Origin of the sequence: Clostridium muellerianum, from assembly GCF_012926525.1 — a bacterium.
GTDB classification, from domain to species: Bacteria; Bacillota; Clostridia; order Clostridiales; family Clostridiaceae; genus Clostridium_AM; species Clostridium_AM muellerianum.
The window spans coordinates 19,003-36,610 of sequence record NZ_JABBNI010000036.1; the positions used below are offsets into that span (position 1 = coordinate 19,003).

Genomic DNA, 17,608 nt, shown 5'->3' on the forward strand with positions numbered 1-17,608 from the left:
TTAGGAGTAAATGATACAATATATTGTGTTAGTTTTTAGTTTATAAAACAATGCGCTGTATATAAATTATTTAGTGCAATAGCCCCTTAAGTTTTTAGAAATATTATACTAATAAATATATGGTTTATTTGTAAGGAGGAAATGTATATGATAGGTAATAATGTTATATTAAATGGGCCATATTTATTGTCTCCAACTGCGAATGGTATAACTGTAGTTTGGGAGACTAAAACTCAAATAGATGCAAAAGTATATTATGGAGTTAATGGTCAATTTGATCATGAAGCAGAAATACAATTTCATATGGGAACGCCTTATAAGGATAACCATACGGGTAATTTTATTTATAATGCTAATATTAATAACCTTTATGAAAATACAGAATATGATTATAAGATCCATTTAGAAAATGGTGAGAAAGCATTTGGACAGTTTAAGACTTTAGGTGCCAATCCACATAAGATCAAAATTTTTACAATAAGTGATTCGCATTTATTTTATACAAGTGATCAGTTTACTAATATAGCTTTAGAAAATAAGCCTGACTTTATTATTCATGTAGGAGATATCCCCTTTGGAACAGGATATCAAAGGGAACAATATGAGGATAATTGGTTTAACAAGGTTTCTAAATTAATTAAAACAGTTCCATTTATACATATACCAGGTAATCATGATGATGGACCTTTTTACAATGATTTCTTTACAGTTCCACAATCACAAACTTATAAATGTGATAAAAAAGGAAGAACATTTTCTTTTAATTATGGAAAAACACATTTTTTAATGATTGATAGTAATTCTTGGGGATTATTTGAAATGAATGCAGTTAATTCAGGTTTAACTGCAGATGATAAGATTAAGAAAATAATTTATAATACATTAGCTTGGATAACTGATGATTTAAAATCAGAACAAGCACAAAAGGCTAATTGGCGAGTAATGGTACTTCATCATCCATATACAGATGAATTTAACAATAAATATATTGTCCCTATTGCAGAAAAATATAATGTTAATTTTGTATTAAGTGGTCATTTGCATTATTATATTAAGAATATTTCTATAAATCCTAAAGTAGGTGCAAAAACAGTTTATATAACACAAGGAAGTGCTCAAGATGGAGAAAGTGAATTAAATTTAGGAAATTCAAACAAACGTTTATTAGCAGAATTTCCAGAGGTTGTTGCATTAGGAAAAGGAAACTATGGATGTTTAGAGATAACAGATGATAGTTTTACTTATGAAAGCTTTGGATTTGATAATGATAAAAAAGAAGAAATATTAGTTGATACAGTAACTTTAGTAAATGAAGAACCTAAAGTAGTAATATCAGATATTGAAATTAATAGCATTGATAATTTTGGACATGTTGAAATTGCTGGTAGAGCCAAAAATTTAGGACATGGTATAGCTTCTGTAGTGGTTAAGGTGATTGATAATGGAAGCGAGCATTTAGTTAATTTATTTGGCAGTAAGGGTAATGAGAGAGTTATTGCATTAAATTATAATGACGAGAAAGATTTCATTGCAATATATGAAGCAAAAACTCCAGGACAACATGAATTATGTATTAAAAATGTAATTAAAAAGATTATGGTATCTGAACCGGAGCAGTTAACTTTTGAACATATGAAACTTAAAATTGATGATGAGAGAAACAGCAATATATTAATTGCTAGTGTGGAGATTACCAACAATTTAAGTAGTAAAATGCATATTCCAGTTGAACTTTTTGTTGATAAAAGTGTTGTTGAAACAAAAATGGTATTTTTAAGAGGATACGAGAAAAAAACTATAGAATATCATTATAAATTTTCACGAGGTGGAAACTATAAAGTGAAAATAGGTAATTTAGAGGAAAAAGAAGTCAAAGTACAAGGTTCTATATGCATAATACCAAGGGTTAAGGATTTATCTGGAAATGGTAATGATGCACTATTACATGGAACAACAAAAGTACAGAAAGAAAATGGTAGGGTAGTTGTTGATTTAGATGAGTATGGTGATTATTTGGAAATTCCTGATCACAATAGTTTGCGTGTAGATGATGGTTTTACTGGTATGGTTTGGGCAAGTGTTAAGCGATTAGCTAAAAATACAGAAATGTCACATAACCCATTAATGGTTAAAGGAAAATCCATTGGATGGGGGGCTACATATTTGCTTCGTATGGCAGTTGAGAGAGCAGGAAGTTTGAAATGGGGAGTTTGTCATGATATTACAGAATATGCATGGCAGGGTGGTAATGCGAGTTTAAATGAATGGGTTCAATATACAGCAACTTTCTCTAAAGAAAGTGGTGGTGTTTCTTATTGTAATTCAAATAAGGTTGCAGAAATTTTGGGCATTACAAAAGATGCTAAATTAAGAAATTGGGAAGGTGAACCAATATTTGTTGGATATTCACGTATTGGCCATGTAATCAAAGAAATTGAAAAACCTAAATATTATACACATCTTCCAGCAAGGGTTAGTCAAGTAAGATTTTACACAACAAAGCTATCTAGTGAGGAAAATAAATTTATTTATAAAAATCCTACTGAAGTTGGACCAAAAGCTGATAAGTTAGCAGTTTGGTTGGATTTCAGTAATATAGAATGTACTGGAACGCATATTACAGAATGGAGACGTCCTGCGGCATTTAATCCTTCATATAAAACAGAAAAAAATCATTGGAGTTTTAATGAAATTAATATTACTGCTGCTGTTCCAGGAAAATCCTTGGTGGAGATAATAGTAGAAGTTTCTGACGATGGTGATTTAGTAAAGGATTCTAAAAATATTTGTATTAAGGATGGAACAAGTTGTGTAGATATTTCACATTTGCAGCAGGCACAGTATATTAGGGTAGTAACAAAACTTACTGCTGAGGTGTGTGACAAGGGTACTTTTATTCCAGAGATATTTGAATATCGGATAATTGCATCAAGGGAAAATAATTTTACTGAAATGATATGGTCAACACGTGATGATTGGCAAAAAGGAGAATTTTTAGGTGCAGTTGGCTTTGAAAATGCTGATAGATTAAAAACTTTTCACGAGTATACAGATGTTATTCATGGATAACCTGACATGCAATTAAGCATATATTCTGTGAGAATAACTGAAAGGTTATTGTTTATTAATATAAGATTTTTAGATTACAAATTATCTTATTATCAATTAGAACTTAGATATACAAGTGTTTTTAAATTTGCCTTATATATTTAAGATAAATTATTAGTCAGAAGTCTCAAATGTATTTTAGATAATTAAAAGGGTTTGATTATAATAAAATAAGGGGATGTGTTATATTGAAAAAGAAAATTGGGTTAAGCATAATAATTCTGTTCTTTATTGGAGCTATTTTTACTTCATGTAACTATACTGATTCAAAAAAAACAGATACTCAAACGAATAAATCAATAAATGAGGCTAGTAAGAAAGATGTTAAATTAGTAATTGATCTAGAAAATAAAGATTCTCTTCCCAAAAACTTTAGAATGTCAAATAAAAAGCTTGACGCTGATAAAGTAGGTTCTACTAATCTAGAAGGATTAGCTAATTTAAATATTGCAGGAGGACAAACAGTTTCTGAAAAAAATCTTGCTTTAATAAAAAAAGAAATAGGTGATAAACCTATTATAGACATTGATCTTCGTCAAGAATCTCATGGACTTATTAATGGCATGGTAATTAGTTGGTTTGGTAATAATGATGATGCTAATATTGGTCTTACGAGAGAGCAAGTCGTAAAAGACGAAAAAGATAAATTAGACAAAATATCAAAAGAAAAGTATGCTAAATTTGAAAACCTTCCTAAAGAATCTGTAAATACTATATCAGAAATTAAAAATCCAGAAAAGGTCCAAACTGAAGAAGAATTAGCCAAATCACAAGGTGTAGGTTATCTAAGAATTACTGTATCAGATCATTTGAAGCCTCTTAATGATCAAGTTGATTTATTTGTCAGCTCTGTAAAGGATACACCTAAGGATACATGGTTATATTTTCATTGTAGAGCTGGTATTGGCAGAACAACAACCTTTATGGCAATGTATGATATGATGCATAATGCTAAAACAGTGTCTTTTGATGACATAGTAAAACGTCAGTTTTTAATTGGAGGTACTAATCTAGTAGACTGTACTAAACCAAGAAATAAAAAACAACATGAAGAGAGAGCTGAATTTGTAAAGAAATTTTATCAATATTGCCACGATAATAATGATGGTTTCAAAACTACTTGGTCACAGTGGTGCAAAAATAATAATATTCAATAAGGAATCTTCCAAAAATAATAAGTCTATCATATTAGAGATATTAATAAAAACACTAGCATTATGCTTAGTGTTTTTGTGTTTTACAAGTAATATTTTTAATTACATTGAAAAAAATTATGTAATATTATAAAATAAACATAATAATATGTAGAAAAAATAGCATAAGCTCATAAAACAACGAAAGATAGGTGGAATTGATGTTAAAGATCATACTAGGATTTATGGTAGTAAGTGCTTTATGTTTTCTAGTAATACTTATCAAAGATTACATTAAGAAAAAAAATAATGGCATACTGGAAGAAGGAAGTTCTATAAAGTTTGGATTCATTGGTATGTTAGGCAACTTTTTAGACACTTTAGGAATAGGAAGTTTTGCTGTAGAAACATCGCTATTTAAGAATTTTAATATGATAGAGGATAAAAAGCTTCCAGGAACTTTAAATGTAGCTAATACTATTCCTACTATGACAGAAGCACTTATATTTATGACTGTAATAAAAGTAGATGCTGTTACTCTTTTCAGTATGCTGGCATCTGCAGTAGCAGGTGCTGTTGTAGGTGCAAGAGTTGTTTCTAAGTTTAAGGAAAGAACCATTCAGATTGCTATGGGTATATCTTTAGTAGTAGTAGCTTTACTTATGGTAGCAGGACAATTAAATCTTTATCCAGTAGGGGGAAATGCTACAGGCTTAACAGGAGTAAAACTTGCAATTGGAATTATAGGAAATTTTGTATTTGGAGCACTTATGACTGTAGGTATAGGACTTTATGCACCTTGTATGGCTTTAGTATTTGCATTAGGAATGGGACCTAAGGTTGCATTCCCTATAATGATGGGTTCCTGTGCGTTATTAATGCCATTCTCATCCTATGAATTTATAAAAAGTGGAGCATATTCAAGTAAAGCATCGATACCTATAACTATATTAGGTACTATAGGAGTATTAATAGCTGCATATATTGTAAAGTCATTACCTTTAAATATTTTGAAATGGGTAGTTGTTTGTGTAATAATTTATACTTCATTTGTTATGTTTAAATCTGCTAAATTAAATCGCAGGTAGGAATTGAGTTTGTGGATTAAAATTAAAAAATATTAGGGGGGTGGTGCACTAATTAATTAGTGAGTCAGCCCTTTTAAGATATATGTATATCTTAAAACACCATTGTCAATTCTCAACTTTTAGGAAAATTTATATATAAAATGGAATGTTTAAAGGAGCTAATTGCAACTAAAAACCATATATCTCCATTCAGGCTGCTACTATAAGGGAGAGTCTGCTCTTTGAATGAGGAGTATTATTCTATAAAAGTCTAGTTTAGATGCCTTAAATATAAAAAGTGATTATAATGCAGATGTCAATTGAGATATTTTATAGAAATTAAACACTAGTGATTTAAATTAAAAAAACAGCAAAAAACATCGAAAATTTAATAATAGTGTATTTTTTTGAATTTAAATGTTATAATATATCAAAGAATGTATACTATTTTAGAAATAGTAATAATAATATATGTTTAAATAATCACACTTATTTTATAATAATCCAAGAGTGTTAAAAATTTTTTTACTAACTCCGTTTTTAGCTTATAGGTATATCTAATAAATTAAATTTATATCCTTATCCGATTTACAATAACTTTTACATACATCAGAAGTACAATAAAGATAAGGCTTGTTAGTTCGTGATGAAGGCTAGCTTTCTTACTAATAGTGTTATTTATATGAAACAAATCATATACCATAGGTTGATTGCGTTTTCAGATAGAAAAATTGACTTTAGTATGTCCAATTAGAGATGCGTATTTATTTTTCTTTTGACCTAAAATATTTCTCAATCATTCGTAAATAAATCCCATACTAAAAAACTTGGAATTTTATTAAATTTGCCAAGTATTTTAAGTAAAAATTATTTTTACTTAAAATTTGGAGGTGAATAATAAGAAAGCATCCTTAAGGATTATGATAAATGGAGAATTAAGGGTTTTCAAATATATTTTTATTAAAAAATAAGGGGAGAAAAAATGAAAAAAAAATATTTGAGCACAGGAAGTAGAATAATGATACAAGTAGTATTACTAATTGTATTAATTTCTTCAATAACTTTAGGAGTATCATTTTATAAAACTAAAGAAAGTATAATTTCTACTACAAATCAAACATTAATTAATCGCACAAAAGATAATACTAATAGTATATTAGACGAATTTAATAAGAGAACCTATCAGCTAAAGTATATAAGTTCACTGCCAGAAATTCAAAGTTTTGATTGGAAATTACAAGAAAGCGTTCTTATGAGGGAATCTAAAGTTTGGGGATTTGATTGTATTTATTTAGTTGATAATAGTGGAATGGCATATTATCCAGGTGGTGGACAATCAAAAACAGACGACAATTTTTTTAGTGAAATTAAGAAGAAACAACAATTTATAACAGAACCATGGGTAAATAACAGCAAGACAGAATCTGTTACTACAATCATAATACCAGTAAAGGATTCCAATGATAAAGTTAAAGAATATATGTGTGGAACACTAAATTTAAAGAATGTTAATGATATAATTCAAAGAGTAGAAGTTGGAGACAGCGGTTATGCATTTATAGTTAATAATCAAGGTACAATAGTTGCGCATAAAAATATGGAAATGGTAATGAATAAAAAAAGTATATATGACGCAAATGCTAAAGACCAAGTTAAAGCTTTTATGGAAAAAGTAACAAAGAGTGAAACTGGAGTTCAGAAAATAAATTTAGATGGAAAGAAAGTGTTTGCATCATATACACCAATAAAGGGGACAACTTGGTCAACTGTTCTAGTTGTATCTGAAGCAGAAATATTAAGTGATATAAATAATATTGCTAAGATTGAGATACTATTATTAACCAGTGCAATTATAGTAGGAATTATTATTTCTCTTGCCATAAAATTTGGCATAGCACGTGAGTTAAAAAGCTTTAAAATATATTCAGAAGAATTATTTAAACGAAATTTAACTCATAGAGGGATAATAGAAAGAAAAAATGATTTTGGAAAAGTGTTAGAATCGTTAAATACCAGCATTGACGTACTGCATAGTACTATAAATAAAGTAAAGGATGAAAGTTCTAATATTTTGAATAGTAATTTAGAAATAGATTCAATGATTGTAGGAGTTTCAAATGAATCTCAACAAATTGCTGCTACCATAGAAGAAATATCAGCTAGTATGGAAGAATGTTCTAAGGTAACAAAGCAAATTAATTTGATGATACAGGAAATTAATGAAAATTCCCAAAAATCGGTTACACAAGCGGATTCTGCAATAAGTCTAGCTAATAATATAGAAATACAATCAAATAATGCGAATATAGAGACAATGGATTCAAAGAATAAAGTTGAACAATTATATAAAAAATGTAGGGATAATTTGTTAAATTCATTAGATAAGATAGGAAATGTTCAAAAAATTTCAGCAATATCTAAAAGTATTCTTGAAATATCAGAACAAACTAATTTATTATCGTTGAATGCATCAATTGAAGCAGCTAGAGCAGGTGAGGCTGGAAAAGGATTTGCAGTTGTAGCAGATCAAGTAAAGAGATTAGCAGAGGAATCAGCAAATGCTGTTAAAGATATTCAACTAAATGTTAATGAGTCATTAACTGCAGTTAATGATTTATCAGTAACTTCAAAAGAATTATTACAGATTGTTGAAAGTGACATTTTAAATGACTACAATAAATTATTAAATGTAACAGCTTCGTATAAAGGAACAGGTGAAGATGTAAAGAATATGGCAAATAGTTTTTTCAATATGTCTAATGAAATTTATATATCAATTAATTCTATTGAAGAAAATATAGAAGAATTAAATACATCAATATCTAATGTTGCAGAAGCTTCGGCATTAATTGCTAAAAATATGACTAATATAAGTAATGATAATGAAGGAATTGTAGAGAAATCAAATTCAAATAAAGAAAAGGCTAATGCATTGTTTGAATTAGTTGATAAGTTTAAATTGTAATTAGAAATAAGAATTAGCATATGAATTTACCTACCTGCTTTTTAATTATATTGGAAGATAATTTATATTTCTCTTATAATGTTTAAGTCTGCCAGGTTTAGTAATAAATTAGTAGTTGAAGGTTAAAAAATTATTAAGACTTTCAGTAGCATATATACTACTGAAAGTTTTTTAATGTATAATATTAATATTTAAAATTAAAAATGAGGAAGGTGATTTTATGAATCCTATAGCTTTTTCCATCAATGGGTTTGATATAAGATGGTATGGAATAATTATAGGTTTTGGGGTTGTGATGGCCCTTATATTAGGAAATATAAATTGTAAATTTAGAAAGTATAGCTTTGACAGTCTTATAGATGTGTTTCTAATTTCTTTTCCCGTTGCTGTAATAGGAGCAAGAGCTTATTATGTATTTTTTGAGTTTGACCAATATAGGAATAATATTATGAGTATGTTTAATATACGACAGGGTGGATTAGCTATTCATGGAGGCGTATTATTTGGATTAACTACAGCCTTTATTTATACAAGATATAAAAAAATAAACTTTTTAGAGTTAGCTGATATAGCAGCACCGTCTATAATCTTAGGGCAATGTATAGGAAGATGGGGAAATTTTTTTAATGGAGAGGCTCATGGAGGAGTTGTATCTTATGAATTTATAAAGCATTTTCCTTTATTTATACAAAAAGGTATGTATATAGATGGAAGCTACTATCATCCTACTTTTTTATATGAATCCATTTGGAATTTTTGTGTATGTTTGATACTTGTATATCTGCTTCGAAAAATATTAAAAAATGGAAGTGTTATTTTAGTTTATATAGGATTATATTCTTTAGGAAGATTTTTTATAGAAGGATTAAGAACAGATAGCTTAATGTTTTATGGTGTTAGAACGGCTCAGTTAGTAAGTATGACGGGAATAATTTTCAGTATTGGATTTTTATTATTTATGTATAGAAAAAAATTTTCTAGAAACTCCTAATATATTTTTTTATATTGGTTAGATTATGAAATGAAGCTTTACAAGAGTTTTGCAAATTATAATTTAATGTATTAGGAGGTAGGGAAAAAATGTCTCACAAGAATAATAAAAATAGCAAGGATAACAAAAAAGCTGGTAATAAAACAAAAGAAGAACTTCATAAGATGAAAATGGAGATTTCAAATGATATAGGTTTTTCAAGTCAAACTAAAAAACTTGGAAAAAACAAGCCTAAAGATTAGAATATAATAAAAAAATACCTTAGCTATTTTATATTTACGTACTAATAAAATAGCTAAGGTACCTAACGGAGGATAGAACTATTGAGTATTTATTTTTATGTAATAATTACAACCAAACCGTTCATGATGTAAAAATTACTTATAAGTAAATTATACCATTAATTATATGGATTAATAAAGTAAAATATTATATAAATAGCTAATTAATTTAATTAGTCATCTGAAGGGAAATAACAAGTCCAATATGCCACGGATGTTTTTGTAAGACAAGGAGACAGGTTACGCAGAAGCTTAAGCTATCTAATGGTTTTGTGGACGCAGTATTACAAAAAATAGACTATCATATGGACTTGTTATTTTCTTTGAAATGCTTTATATATAAGATTACCCAGCACTTTTACAAGTACTGGGTAATCTTATATATTTGAAATTTTAAGAGGGCATTTATGAAGTTTTAAAATTATTTTAAATCATATTTTTAAGTTATTCTGATAATTTTAATTTTAAAGTTTTATTTGAACCATTTCTAAATACTTCTAATTTTATTTCGTCACCAGATTTATGTTTGGATTTTATTTCATCTAGACTATTTGCGGATTTTACTGATTTACCATCAAACTTTGTAATTATATCTCCAGATTGTAGTCCAGCCTTTTCAGCAGGGCTAAATTCTTGAACCTGAGCTACAAGAACTCCTTCAGGAACATTGTTTTGTTTAGCCAAATCAGAAGTAACATCTCTTATAGAAATTCCTATTTTTAATATAGGTTTTAAAAGATTGTCTATTTTAGGTTTAATTGAATCCATAGGAATTGCAAAACCTAAGCCTTCAACTCCACTTCCGCCAACTTTGGCTGTATTTATACCTATAACCTGACCCTGAGAGTTTACTAAAGCACCACCACTGTTACCAGCGTTTATAGCTGCATCTGTTTGTAAAAATGTTTGTTTTGTAGTACTGGTGCTACTTTCTTGAATTTCTCTATTCTTAGCGCTTATAATACCAGTTGTTACAGAACCTAATAATTCTTTGCCTAAAGGATTTCCTATAGCAACTACAGGATCGCCAACTTCAAGAGCATCCGAGCTTCCAAGTTCAGCTACAGCAGGCATTTTTACATTGCTATCAGTAATCTTTACTATGGCTAAATCCATGTCTTGATCATAATTTACTATTTTTGCAGATACTTCTTTTTTATCATTAAATATTATTTTTACTTGCTGAGCTCCATTTATAACATGAAAATTTGTTAAAATGTAACCTTCACTATTTATTATAATACCTGACCCCATACCTTCTTGTTTTTGAGCAAATCCATAATCATTTTGAGCAATACCCGTAGTAGAAACACCAACTACAGCAGGGCCAACCTTTTTAGCTATTTGAGATACAGTTAAAGAACCTTTTGTAGATACAGGTGATGCACTAATAAAATTTGAAGAAGTAGTGCTTTGCTGCTTTAAGCTCTCATATAAAGGTGTATTTTGGAAAAATTTTGATTTTGGAACATAATACAATGAAGCTGCAGTAGAAGCTGTTCCTCCTACAATACTGCAAATCAATCCAACTATTACATAAGACATAAGTCCTTTTTTTACTTTTCCGTTTTTATTATTAAAAAATTTATTTTGAAAGTTATTATTATTAAAATCATTACTTTCGTTAGTATCAACTAATACAAATTGTTTTTTTTCATTATTTATCTTATCCATGATAAGTACCTGCTACTCAAAATATGGTCAAATATATCCATATTGAGATTGTTACTGTTTCAATGTACTCTGCCTTGCCGAAGCTACTACAGTTTGTTTAGCACTCCACAGTCGTTAATTCCCCAAATAGCCTTGGGTACATATATAAGTGCTTGTTTAATTAAGCTATCTTATATTTCTTAGCATTGGCTAAATTTATTGAAGCATTTAAATCTCTGTTTATACTTAATCCACAAGAGCATTTATAAACTCTATCTGCTAGTTTTAAATCTTTCTTATATGCTCCACATGAGCTGCATATTTTACTACTTGAATAAAATCTATCAGCTATTCTTATTTCAATGCCATTTTGTTTAGCTTTTGAAATAAGTTTAGTTCTAAACGCATAGAACTTTTGCTGTGCAACTGCCTTTGCTAGATGTTTATTCTTCATCATTCCTTTTACATTTAAATCTTCAATGGTTATAAAGCTTGGTTTTTGCTTTATCAACTCATTTACTGTTTTATTTATATAATCTGTTCTAATATTTGTAAGTCTTTGATGAAGTTTTTGTACCTTGACTATTTGTTTTTGGATATTTTGACGAGCAGCTTCTCCTTTCTCGTTTTTATTTCTTAATTTTAAACTTTCATATTTCCTTGAAAGCTTTCTTTGCTCACGTTTTAGTTTCTTTTCTTCTTTTTTAACTCTTTTAGTTTTGTTAATATTCTTTTTAGTTAAGCCATTATTACAGATTACAAAATCCTTTAGTCCAAGATCTACACCTATTCCTTCTGAATAAGTTGTTTTGTCTACTTTAATATCCTCTTCAACTAAAATTGAAACAAAATATCTATTTGCTTTTTCACTTACTGTACCACTTTTAACTATAGAGTTAACTGGAATATATCCAAATTCTTTTAATTTAATCCAACCTAAAGTTGGCACTTTAACTCTATATCTTTCAATGGTCCAATCTGTTTTATTATTCTTTGGAAAGTAAGCTTTAACATCTTGGTCCTTCTTTTTCTTAAATTTAGGAAATGCTGTTTCTCCTTTGAAGAACCTCTTGAATGCTTTTTCTCCATTCATAATAGCTTTTTTGGTTGCTTTAGAAGATACATCTTTAATCCATAGTTTATTTTCATTATTAGGAATATACTCATTATTGAGCCATTTAGAAAAATCCATACCACTAATAAACTTTTTCTCTTTTTCATAAACTTCTTTATTATGGGCAATATAAAAATTATATATAAACCTACTTACACCAATAGTTTGATGGATTTTAGTTATCTGTTCTTCTGTTGGTTTAATTTCTATTTTGTATGCTTTTTTCAACTTCTTCATCTTCCTTTATCTTTTTCTTGTATTTTCTTAAACCATAAATTCTACAACCGAAAAGTTGAAACTCTTGCATATATAGTTGTTCTTTTTACAGAAGATGTTATCCCTTTGAATTCTTTACATTGCTCATAAGTGTAATATTTTCTATTTGTTGGGGTTCTGAATGATTTTAATGTCCATTCAATATTCCATCTTTGTAATGTTCTAACTGATACATTTATTAACTCTGCAAATTCATTAGGGTTATAATTATTATTCTTCAAATGTACTCACTCCTTTTACACAAGTACATTTTACTATATTTTTAATAACTAAATACTTCATCCTTAGGTTTTATTGATATCCTATGCTTATTATATTAAGATGGTTTTGTGACATTTCTATGTCAAAAATGTGAACGTAATATAACATTTCTGTATAATAATTGTTAATATATTCAAAGTTTAAAACTTATAAATGTCTATTTAATACAAAAGTAATTTTGTAAGCATGAAGAGGTTTTACGAGTAATTTAGAAACATTGCTATTAGAATTTAATGAATAATAATTAATGAAGCTCCCTTAATTAAGGAGCTTCATTAATGTTAACGTCTAAAGTACTTTGAGGATTCTTTTTTTTCATTTCCTGTTCTCTAGTTACATCAGGTTTGGCAAACTTTTTATTCTGCATCTTTTTTTCTTTCTTACTTTCACGGTGCATTAAAGTCACCCCTTTCAACATTAATATAATAACCTTAAAAAATTTATTTATACTACTAAAAAAAGTATGATAACATATAATATATAATTGTAGATAAGTATTTTTGTTTTAAATAATTTGATAATTAAGAAGGATGAATATGTATAAAGATGTTAAGTTAGAAAAAGGTTATGATACCCTTATGGAAAAAAGCCAGAGAAAAAATTACGGATGTTTTTATACCCCGGATTATATTATAGATTATATTATAGAAAACACTTTTAATGACTTAGATGTTGTTAAAAATCCATTTGTAAAAATTCTTGATCCTTCCTGTGGTTCAGGATACTTTTTAATTAAAGTAGTTAAATTCTTAATGAAGGAATTTACTAAAAGTATTAATGTTTTACAAGAAAAATATAAAGAAGAAGAATATTTTATAGATAGTTTTAGAAAATTAAAAGGAAACGATTATTGGAAGGTAAAAAACTTAAAATTTCATATAAAAACTTATTGTATTTATGGTGCAGATATAGATCCTTATGCTGTAGAATTATGCAGACAAAATATTAGCGGCCTTTGTAAGCATAGAAAGGGTGGTACTTTAAATATAATTTGTTGTGATAGTTTAATTAGGTGGGAAAAGAAAAGTGGAACAAAAATAGAAAAGTTAAAGCCTTTATCAACATTTTGGAATGAAAAATATGATTATATTGTAGGGAATCCCCCCTGGGTATCCTTAAATAGAAAAAATAAGCAATATAAAGATAAGAAACTTATAAATTATTATATAAGAGAATATGAAGGAGATCTATATCTACCTAATTTATATGAATATTTTATTAAAAGATCTCTAGAGCTTATAAAAACTAGAGGAAGAATTGGATTTGTATTACCAGATAGATTTGCTAAGAATCTTCAATATAGGAATTTTAGAAAAGCAATAGTTTTAAATTATAATATAAAAAATTTAGCTTTTGAAATAAAGTTTCCTAGTATAAATACAGATGTGATGGTTTTTATAGTAGAGAAAACTTATAGTAAAAATAATAAAGTTAGTGTAGAGGTATATAAAAAGAGAAATTATGAAATTTATCAAAGTCAGTATTTAAAAAATCAAAATAATGAGTTTTTATATGATAGTAATAGTTTTAATAGAAGCATTAAAGAAATAGTAGAGAGAAATAGTAAGGTTTTAGGAGATATAAGTACAACTTTTACAGGATTTATAGGAAATTCTAAGGAAATAAAAAAAGCCAGAGTAAATAATAATCAAATAAGTATATTAAAAGGAGAGAATATAACTAATTTTAAAGTTTTAAATAATTCTTATTATGAATTTGAAGAGAAAAATATAAAGGGTGGAACAAAGGATGTAAGAAAATTGACATATGCTCCTAAGATAGTAGTGAGAAAAACTGGCAATGGAATAATTGCAGCTTTAGATAAAGAAGGAATAATTATAGAGCAATCTCTTTATGGCATAATTAAGTTGGATGAAAAGTTCTCCTATAAATATGTATTAGGTATATTGAATTCTAAGTTAATGCAGTGGTATTATTTAAATTTCCTTATAACAAATCTAAATTCTATTCCTCAGCTAAAAAAATACAGTTTGAATCAAATACCTATAAAATCTTGTGATGCAAAAAGCCAGTATAGAATAGAGAACTTGGTGGATAAAATTAACAATAAGTATAATTTATATGAAAAGGTTAAAAAGGAATTAGATGAAGCTGTATTTGATTTGTATGACATAAAGGATGAATACAGAAATAAGTTTGTTTAAATATTTAATTTTGCAACTCAAAATAGTAAAAGTATTTTTGATATATCTGCAATTCATAATATGAAACTAAGGCATATTCAAAAAAATAACAAGTCAGTATGTTAGTATATTTTGCGTCATACTGCGTCAACAGAACCCTTTGATAGAACAACTATCAGCGGAACCTGTTTCCTTGTCTGACGCAAAATATACTAACATCTTTGACTTGCTATTTTCTTTCATATGCCTAATATAAAATTTTGTCAACGAAATAGTATGGCTTTTCAGTATTATTAAAACAAATGTTTATGGAAAAATCTATGTATATTTAATGTATAGAGTGTATTACGAATTGCAGGATATATGTGTAAAAGTTCGATATGGTACGAATATTTTAAATATAATTGCATTAAATAGTAAAATCTGCATAGAACATTAATAACCTGAATAGGTTAGAACATATTGACTTTACGTTTGTAAGATGTTAACATATATACCGTACTAAAACTAAATAATCATCCGTATAATCTTGAAAATATGGTTCGAGAGTTTCTACAAGATACCTAAAATATCTAACTATGGGTGAATCCGCAAAGTTTGTATTAAGAAATTTAAGTTTCTGTTTGGATTTACTTGTAATCTGGGCAGAAACTTTTTTATTATTAGGGAGGGAAATATGTACATGGAAAAACCTAGACAGGAAGAACAAAAGAAATCATTTTTAAATTCATTCTTTAAATTATCGGAAAACAATACAAATGTTAAAACAGAAATATTAGCCGGAATTACTACATTTATAACTATGGCTTATATAATTTTTGTAAATCCTTCAATACTTATGCAGGCGGGAATTAACTCAAAGGGACTTGTAGGAGATGCAGCAGTAAAAGCAGGATTGTCAGCAATTAATGATCCAGTTGTAGCTTCAGTATTTGGTGCTACTTGTATAGCAGCTGCAGTAGGTACATTGATAATGGCTCTTTATGCTAACCTTCCTTTTGCTCAAGCACCAGGAATGGGACTTAATGCATTTTTCACTTATAGTGTATGTTTGACTTTAGGATATACATGGCAGCAAGCTCTAGCAGCTGTATTTGTATCAGGAGTACTTTTTATAATAATTACTGTTACTTCAATACGAGAGAAGATAGTTGATGCCTTGCCACAAAACTTAAAACTTGCAATTTCAGGTGGTATAGGATTATTTGTAGCAATTGTAGGCTTAAAAGGCGGCGGAATAATAGTAGCAAGCAGCAGTACTTTGGTAACCTTTGGAAGTTTTACAAATCCACATACTTTAGTAACTGTTATAGGATTAGTTATTACAAGTATTTTAATGGCAAGAAGAGTTAAGGGTGCAATGCTAATAGGTATAATACTTACTACTATAGTTGGTATTCCTTTTGGAGTAACACATCTTGCAGAAGTAAAAATAATAAGTCCACCACCATCTTTAGCACCAACATTCTTTGCATTAGATTTTAAGGGACTTTTAGGACTTGGAAAAGCATCAGCAGTTGGAGCGTTTACAAGCTTAATTATGGTTGTTATAACTTTTAGTTTAGTAGACTTATTTGATACTATTGGAACTTTAGTTGGAACTGCACAAAAAGCTAAAATGTTAGACAAAGATGGAAAAGTTAAAAATATGCACAAGGCTCTTTTATCAGATGCAGTAGCAACTACAGTAGGATCACTACTTGGAACAAGTACAGTAGTAACTTATGTTGAATCCACATCAGGAGTATCAGAAGGTGGAAGAACAGGACTAACAGCTTTTACAACTGCAGTATTATTTTTATTAGCATTATTCTTTGTAGGTCTTGTTGGAGTAGTTCCAGCAGAAGCCACAGCACCAGCACTTGTAATAGTTGGAGTTCTTATGATTGGAGCTATAACAAAAATTAATTTTGAAGATTTTACGGAAGCACTTCCAGCATTCTTTACTATAGCTATTATGCCTTTTAGTTACAGTATAGCTAATGGTATAGCAGCAGGAATAATATTTTATCCTATAGTAAAAATAGCTACAGGAAAACATAAAGAAGTGCATCCTATAGTATATATACTTGCTTTATTATTTATATTAAGATTTACACTACTTCCATAAGAAACTTATACAAGAGATTTAAATATTTTAGAGTATATAAATATGTAATTATTTATGTGCTCTATTTTTAGTATAATTAGCAACTGCAAATAAACGAAGAAACGTTAAACTGTATTCCGGCTGATATATGTTGTGAAGGAACACTCACTTCATTTAAGAAGTTCTAATGCCTGAGATATTGCAAAATCCCTACCTCCTCAAATGTGACGTCCTGTCACTTTCGGAGCTTTTGCCGTTCTGGCAAAAATTACGGTATTTTTCAATATCTCAAGCAAAGAACTTCTAAAATTCGTTCGAATTTTCCTTCACAACATATATCAGTCTACATACAGCTTAACGTTTCTTCTTACTTCAGTTTACATATATACTATTATCTTAAAAGAGTAGCTTTCATAATAATCATTTTTTATTTAAGCTATGTTTTAATATAATGTTGAAATATAGCCTTAAAAAATTATGGGTGGAATTGTCCACCTATAATGATAAATAAAGGAAAGATACACCA

12 protein-coding genes and 1 riboswitch are annotated in these 17,608 nt (G+C 28.4%); of the genes, 8 read left to right on the plus strand and 4 right to left on the minus strand.

Annotated elements, in window-relative coordinates; translation table 11 throughout:
* Nucleotides 1-147: 147 nt before the first annotated feature.
* The 6 genes from HBE96_RS16225 to HBE96_RS16250 all read left to right on the plus strand — a co-directional run bounded on the left by HBE96_RS16225 (nucleotide 148) and on the right by HBE96_RS16250 (nucleotide 9,506).
* On the plus strand, nucleotides 148-3,069 hold the full coding sequence (locus tag HBE96_RS16225) for a metallophosphoesterase (RefSeq protein WP_169298777.1): 2,922 nt from the start codon (nucleotides 148-150) through the stop codon (nucleotides 3,067-3,069).
* Nucleotides 3,070-3,296: 227 nt separating this feature from the next.
* Nucleotides 3,297-4,265, plus strand: a complete 969-nt coding sequence (locus HBE96_RS16230; RefSeq protein ID WP_243186968.1) for a phosphatase domain-containing putative toxin — start codon at nucleotides 3,297-3,299, stop codon at nucleotides 4,263-4,265.
* Between the two features lie 197 nt (nucleotides 4,266-4,462).
* Entirely contained in the window at nucleotides 4,463-5,329 is an 867-nt protein-coding gene (locus HBE96_RS16235; protein WP_169298778.1) for a sulfite exporter TauE/SafE family protein, read from the plus strand.
* A 961-nt stretch (nucleotides 5,330-6,290) separates the two neighbouring features.
* Complete coding sequence (locus HBE96_RS16240) at nucleotides 6,291-8,273, plus strand: methyl-accepting chemotaxis protein (RefSeq protein ID WP_169298779.1); 1,983 nt, start codon at nucleotides 6,291-6,293, stop codon at nucleotides 8,271-8,273.
* 220 nt (nucleotides 8,274-8,493) lie between these two features.
* Nucleotides 8,494-9,264, plus strand: a complete 771-nt coding sequence (gene lgt / locus HBE96_RS16245; protein ID WP_169298780.1) for a prolipoprotein diacylglyceryl transferase — start codon at nucleotides 8,494-8,496, stop codon at nucleotides 9,262-9,264.
* Between the two features lie 89 nt (nucleotides 9,265-9,353).
* Nucleotides 9,354-9,506, plus strand: a complete 153-nt coding sequence (locus HBE96_RS16250; protein ID WP_169298781.1) for a small, acid-soluble spore protein, alpha/beta type — start codon at nucleotides 9,354-9,356, stop codon at nucleotides 9,504-9,506.
* 483 nt (nucleotides 9,507-9,989) lie between these two features.
* On the opposite strand, the gene HBE96_RS16255 is transcribed toward HBE96_RS16250, so the two are convergent.
* The 4 genes from HBE96_RS16255 to HBE96_RS26735 form a co-directional block, all read right to left on the minus strand.
* Nucleotides 9,990-11,219 carry a S1C family serine protease gene (locus HBE96_RS16255; protein ID WP_169298782.1) on the minus strand — a complete coding sequence of 410 codons (1,230 nt, stop codon included), beginning with the start codon at nucleotides 11,217-11,219 and terminating at the stop codon, nucleotides 9,990-9,992.
* Between the two features lie 160 nt (nucleotides 11,220-11,379).
* Nucleotides 11,380-12,540, minus strand: a complete 1,161-nt coding sequence (locus HBE96_RS16260; RefSeq protein WP_169298783.1) for an RNA-guided endonuclease InsQ/TnpB family protein — start codon at nucleotides 12,538-12,540, stop codon at nucleotides 11,380-11,382.
* 50 nt (nucleotides 12,541-12,590) lie between these two features.
* Nucleotides 12,591-12,809 carry a MerR family transcriptional regulator gene (locus HBE96_RS16265; protein ID WP_425350752.1) on the minus strand — a complete coding sequence of 73 codons (219 nt, stop codon included), beginning with the start codon at nucleotides 12,807-12,809 and terminating at the stop codon, nucleotides 12,591-12,593.
* A 302-nt stretch (nucleotides 12,810-13,111) separates the two neighbouring features.
* Nucleotides 13,112-13,246: a hypothetical protein gene (locus HBE96_RS26735; protein ID WP_281064355.1), complete on the minus strand. Its 135-nt coding sequence runs from the start codon at nucleotides 13,244-13,246 to the stop codon at nucleotides 13,112-13,114.
* 139 nt (nucleotides 13,247-13,385) lie between these two features.
* On the opposite strand from HBE96_RS26735, the gene HBE96_RS16270 reads away from it, so the two are divergent.
* Both HBE96_RS16270 and HBE96_RS16275 read left to right on the plus strand, forming a co-directional pair.
* The gene (locus tag HBE96_RS16270; RefSeq protein ID WP_169298784.1) at nucleotides 13,386-15,014 is read left to right on the plus strand and encodes a TaqI-like C-terminal specificity domain-containing protein; all 1,629 of its coding nucleotides are present in this window, start codon (nucleotides 13,386-13,388) and stop codon (nucleotides 15,012-15,014) included.
* A 478-nt stretch (nucleotides 15,015-15,492) separates the two neighbouring features.
* Nucleotides 15,493-15,592, plus strand: a riboswitch (purine riboswitch).
* Nucleotides 15,593-15,669: 77 nt separating this feature from the next.
* Nucleotides 15,670-17,103, plus strand: a complete 1,434-nt coding sequence (locus HBE96_RS16275; RefSeq protein ID WP_169298785.1) for an NCS2 family permease — start codon at nucleotides 15,670-15,672, stop codon at nucleotides 17,101-17,103.
* The last annotated feature ends 505 nt before the right edge of the window (nucleotides 17,104-17,608 follow it).

Excerpts from the sequence above, each read along its gene's own strand:
- lgt (WP_169298780.1), top strand. The coding sequence starts at position 8,494 with ATGAATCCTATAGCTTTTTCCATCAATGGGTTTGATATAAGATGGTAT.
- HBE96_RS16255 (WP_169298782.1), bottom strand. The coding sequence starts at position 11,219 with ATGGATAAGATAAATAATGAAAAAAAACAATTTGTATTAGTTGATACT.
- HBE96_RS16270 (WP_169298784.1), top strand. The coding sequence starts at position 13,386 with ATGTATAAAGATGTTAAGTTAGAAAAAGGTTATGATACCCTTATGGAA.
- HBE96_RS16240 (WP_169298779.1), top strand. The coding sequence starts at position 6,291 with ATGAAAAAAAAATATTTGAGCACAGGAAGTAGAATAATGATACAAGTA.
- HBE96_RS16275 (WP_169298785.1), top strand. The coding sequence starts at position 15,670 with ATGTACATGGAAAAACCTAGACAGGAAGAACAAAAGAAATCATTTTTA.
- HBE96_RS16235 (WP_169298778.1), top strand. The coding sequence starts at position 4,463 with ATGTTAAAGATCATACTAGGATTTATGGTAGTAAGTGCTTTATGTTTT.
- HBE96_RS16250 (WP_169298781.1), top strand. The coding sequence starts at position 9,354 with ATGTCTCACAAGAATAATAAAAATAGCAAGGATAACAAAAAAGCTGGT.
- HBE96_RS26735 (WP_281064355.1), bottom strand. The coding sequence starts at position 13,246 with ATGCACCGTGAAAGTAAGAAAGAAAAAAAGATGCAGAATAAAAAGTTT.
- HBE96_RS16225 (WP_169298777.1), top strand. The coding sequence starts at position 148 with ATGATAGGTAATAATGTTATATTAAATGGGCCATATTTATTGTCTCCA.